Origin of the sequence: Paratractidigestivibacter sp., assembly GCF_052362415.1 — a bacterium.
GTDB lineage: Bacteria > Actinomycetota > Coriobacteriia > Coriobacteriales > Atopobiaceae > Paratractidigestivibacter.
The window spans coordinates 5556-10315 of sequence record NZ_DAWEMK010000059.1; the positions used below are offsets into that span (position 1 = coordinate 5556).

Below are 4760 nucleotides of genomic sequence, written 5' to 3' on the forward strand. Positions count from 1 at the left end.
GTGCCAGCACTGCGTCAAGCACGTCAAGGAGGCGCTCGAGGGCGTCGACGGCGTCGCGTCCGCGGACGTGGACCTCGAGGCCGGCACCGCGGTGGCCCACTGCGACGCCGCGGTGAGCGACGAGGCGCTCCTCGCTGCCGTCCGCGCGGCCGACTACACCTGCGAGATGGCGTAGCGCGGCCCTGCCGGACCAGGGATTCCGATACTCGCCGCCCCGCCGCAGTGCTCACCTGCGGCGGGGCGGCGGCGTTTATCGGTTGGGCTTGGGCCGGCGACTTGATGCCTGACGGCTTGGGGCCCGACGACTTCCCGCCGCTCGCCTCCCGGCTGATATCCGTCCGCGGTTGTAGCACTATGTAATGAGCGCAAACCATGGCATAGGAACGGGAGACAACGTGACGAACGAGAACGACATGACGCCCGAGCAGGGGACGCTGTTCGGGGGAACGCCGGCGAGCCCCGCCCCCGCTCGCGGGCAGGGGCGGAAAAAGAGCCCCCGCGCACGCGCGGCGGAGCTCAACCGGCTGCTCAACACCTATGCCTACAGTTATTACGCGCTCGATCGGCCGCAGGTCACGGACGCCGAGTTCGACCGTTTGCTCCAGGAGCTCCTCGCCCTCGAGGCAGCGCACCCCGAGCTCGTGGGCCCCGACTCGTACACGCAGCGCGTCGGCGGCTACGTCTCGGAGCAGTTCGAGCCGGTTCGCCATGCCCAGCGCATGTACTCCATCGACGACGCGATGAACCTCGCCGAGCTCGACGAGTGGCTCGCGCGCACCGACGAGGCCCTCGGCTCTACGCCCGAACGGCCCGTCGCCTACACCTGCGAGCTCAAGATCGACGGCCTTGGCGTCGCGCTCACCTACAAAGACGCCCAGTTCGTCCGCGCGGCGACCCGCGGCGACGGCACCACGGGCGAGAACGTGACCGCCAACGTCCTCACCATCAAGGACATCCCCCACGCGCTCGCGCCGGAGGGCCTCGCCAAGGTCGCCGACGCCGGCCTCGGGCAGTCCGTCGAGGTCCGCGGCGAGGTCTACATGCCCAAGCACAGCTTCGTGCGCCTGAACGAGGACGCCGACGACGCCGGCCGCGAGCCCTTCGCGAACCCGCGCAACGCCGCCGCCGGCAGCCTGCGCCAGAAGGACCCCAAGGTCACGGCCCATCGAGACCTGGAGACCTTCATCTACGCCGTCGCCGACGAGGCGCCCCTGGACGTCCACACCCAATGGCAGTTCCTCCAGTGGCTGCGCGCCTGCGGGTTCAGCGTGAACCCGAACGCCCGTCGCTGCACGAGCGCAGCCGAGGTCCACGACTTCTGCGCCGACGCGCTCGCCCATCGCGAGGACCTGGACTACGACATCGACGGCGTGGTCGTGAAGGTCGACTCCTTCGCAGGGCAGGCCGCCCTCGGCTTCACCGCCCGCGCGCCGCGCTGGGCCATCGCCTTCAAGTTCCCGCCCGAGGAGAAGCGCACCGTCCTGCGCGAGATCCGCGTGCAGGTGGGCCGCACGGGCGTCCTCACGCCGGTCGCCGAGTTCGACCCGGTGCTCGTGGCCGGCTCGACCATCGCCCGTGCCACGCTTCACAACATCGACGAGGTGCGCCGCAAGAACGTCCGCGTGGGCGACACCATCGTGGTCCACAAGGCCGGCGACGTCATCCCCGAGGTCGTGGGCCCCGTGCTCGAGCTGCGCCCCGAGGGCGCCGTCGAGTTCCAGATGCCCGAGACATGCCCCTCGTGCGGCAGCCCCGTGATCCGCGAGGAGGGCGAGGTCGCGTTCCGCTGCGTCTCCATCGACTGCCCCGCACAGGCGACCGAGCGGCTCATCCACTGGGGGAGCCGCAACGCCATGGACATCGACGGCCTCGGCGACGAGATAGTCTCCCGCATGGTCGAGCAGGGGCTCTTGTCCGACGTGGCCGACTACTACGACAAGCTCACGGAGGCGGCGCTCGCCGACGTGTCCACCGGGCGGCAGTCCGTCGACGGCGATGACATCGTCGTGGGCAAGGTCATCGCAAAGAAGGTCATGGCGCAGGTCGAGGAATCCAAGTCGCGCGGCCTTGCGCGCGTGCTCTTCGGCCTCGGCATCCGCCACGTCGGCGCCAACGTGGCCGGCGCGCTCGCCAAGCACTTCGGCAGCATGCAGGCGCTCATGTGCGCGACCGACGAGGACATCGCCGCCATCGACGGCGTCGGGCCGAAGATCGCGGCGTCGGTGCGCGAGTTCTTCCAGGTCCAGAAGAACGTCGCCGTCGTCGAGCGCCTGCGTGAGGCGGGCGTCGTCCTGGAGGAAGAAGCCCGCGAGCCGGAGGCGCCGCAGACGCTCGCCGGGCTCACCTTTGTCCTCACCGGCACGCTCCAGAAGTACAACCGCACCGATGCTGGCAACCGGCTCAAGGCCCTCGGCGCGAAGGTCTCCGGCTCGGTGTCAAAGAAGACGAGCTTCGTCGTGGCGGGCGAGGCCGCGGGCTCCAAGCTCACGAAGGCGCAGCAGCTCGGCGTGCCCGTGCTCGACGAGGACGCCCTCGACCGCATCCTCGAGACGGGCAAGGCGCCGACTGCATAGGCGCCCCTGGTCCCGCTGTCACCCCCGATCCGCCGTCGCTCCCGACCCGGCGCCGCCGCTCAGGGCATGTCCCAGGTGCCGTCCTGAGGCAGCTTGCCCTGGGCGGCCATACGCTCCTGGACGGAGCGGAGCGAGACCATGCGGTGCGCCCCTTCTTTCCAGCTCTCCAGGGTGCCCGCCCTGCAGAGCTGGCCGATCCTCGCGCGCGTGATCCCGAGCAGCGAGGCGGCGTCGGAGGCCGTTATCGCGGGGACTCCCATGGCCGAGCGCTCGATCGCGATCGTGACCACGCGGCCGCCGTGGCGCGCGATCCCGCTGCAGGCGGGAAGCATGAGCGCGTCGCGCGAGGCGATGCTGCGGTCGACTTTGTCGGCCAGCCAGCGGGTGGCGTCGCCGAGCGCCTCGTCCAGGTCGCTGACGAGCCATGACGCTTCTTCGGAGCCCAGGGGCTGGAGAACCATAGAGTTCTCGCCATCCGGGGAGTACAGCTCGAACTCGCCAAGGTAGACCATGGCGTACTCATTTCTAAACAGCTCAATAATGTATATAGACATTAGAATATTCAGATTTCTTTGGGATTTCGTCGTCCCGCGAAGTCCGACTAAAGGTAGCGAATCGGTCCCGAGCGCGGCGAACAAAGCCGTCGGCGGGCCCGCGCGGTGGTATAGAATGGCGCGGAAAACATAGTCTCGACCAGACGGAGGAACCATGGAGATCACCAAGGATATCAAGTACGTCGGCGTGAACGACCACGACATCGACCTCTTCGAGGGGCAGTACGATGTGCGAGAGGGCGGGATGGCGTACAACTCCTACGTCGTCCTCGGCTCGCAGAAGGTTGCCGTGATGGACTCCGTCGACGCTCACTTCGTCGACGAGTGGCTCGGCAACGTCGATGCCGCGCTCGCCGGCTGCACCCCCGACTACCTGGTCGTCCAGCACATGGAGCCCGACCACTCCGCCGGCATCGCCTCGTTCATGGAGAAGTACCCCGCCGCCCAGGTCGTCGCCTCCGCGCCGGCCTTCAAGATGATGGTCGCCTACTTCGGGACCGACTTCGCCGATCGCAAGGTCGTCGCGAAGGATGGCTCGACCCTCGACCTCGGCGGCCACGTGCTCACCTTCGTGGGCGCGACGAACGTCCACTGGCCGGAGGTCCTCTTTACCTATGACGCCGCGGACAAGGTGCTCTTCTCGGCCGACGCGTTCGGCAAGTTCGGCGCGCTCGACTACGACGACCCCGAGGGCTGGGCGTGCGAGGCGCGCCGTTACTACTTCGGCATCGTGGGCAAGTTCGGCAAGAACGTCCAGAACGTCCTCAAGAAGGCCGCGGCCCTCGACATCCAGAAGATCTGCCCGCTCCACGGCCCCATCCTCGACGAGAACCTCGGCTACTACCTTGACACCTACAACACCTGGTCTTCTTACCAGCCGGAGGACCGCGGCGTGACCATCGCCTACGCGAGCGTCTACGGCCACACCAAGCAGGCCGCCCTCGAGCTCGCGGAGGCACTGCGCGAGCGCGGCCAGGAGGTCTCGGTCTTCGACCTCGCGCGCGACGACATGGCCGAGGCCGTTGAGGACGCCTTCCGCTACGACCGCCTCGTCCTCGCGAGCGTGACGTACAACGCGGGCATCTTCCCGTTCATGAGCACCTTCATCCACACGCTCGCCGAGCACGCCTACCAGAACCGCAAGGTCGCCTTCGTCGAGGCCGGCTCCTGGGCGCCGATGGCCGCCAAGGTCATGCGCGGCGAGGTCGAGCAGATGAAGGACATCGAGCTCGCGGATACCGTCGTGACCGTCAAGGGGGCCGTCGACGACGCCTCACGCGCCCAGATCGCGGCGCTCGCCGACGAGCTCTCCAAGTAGGGGAGCGGCCGCGCCGTCCCTCTGCCGCGGCGACTGCGGCGAGGTCGCCGCGCGCTTGCCCGCACCGGAATCCGGGACCGTCGGTAACCGTGCACCGGAATCGGGGAGCGTCGGTACCGACGGTCCCCATTTCTGGTGAGGGGGTTACCGACGGTCCCCCTTTCTGGTGAGAAACGACCGGCTCGAGCCCTTCTTTCACCGGAATTCGGGACCGTCGGTACCGACACTCCGGAAATCTCGTGCGCCTCTTACCGACCCTCGGTCAAGTCCAAATCGGTGTGTAAATTCGCAACCGCCTCCTCCGCCGGCTAGCCC

4 protein-coding genes are annotated in these 4760 nt (G+C 68.2%); 3 read left to right on the top strand and 1 reads right to left on the bottom strand.

The features are described 5' to 3' along the window. Positions 1-175, top strand: a 175-nt coding sequence (locus tag ACT84W_RS06875; RefSeq protein WP_444328673.1) for a heavy-metal-associated domain-containing protein, incomplete at its 5' end; no start/stop codon positions are given. 238 nt (positions 176-413) lie between these two features. Then, positions 414-2573 carry an NAD-dependent DNA ligase LigA gene (gene ligA, locus ACT84W_RS06880; protein ID WP_444328674.1) on the top strand — a complete coding sequence of 720 codons (2160 nt, stop codon included), beginning with the start codon at positions 414-416 and terminating at the stop codon, positions 2571-2573. A 59-nt stretch (positions 2574-2632) separates the two neighbouring features. On the opposite strand, the gene ACT84W_RS06885 is transcribed toward ligA, so the two are convergent. Then, positions 2633-3127: a helix-turn-helix domain-containing protein gene (locus tag ACT84W_RS06885; RefSeq protein WP_417575877.1), complete on the bottom strand. Its 495-nt coding sequence runs from the start codon at positions 3125-3127 to the stop codon at positions 2633-2635. A 154-nt stretch (positions 3128-3281) separates the two neighbouring features. On the opposite strand from ACT84W_RS06885, the gene ACT84W_RS06890 reads away from it, so the two are divergent. Next, a complete protein-coding gene (locus tag ACT84W_RS06890) occupies positions 3282-4445 on the top strand; it encodes an FprA family A-type flavoprotein (protein WP_444328671.1) in 1164 nt (387 codons plus the stop codon). Positions 4446-4760 lie beyond the last annotated feature (315 nt).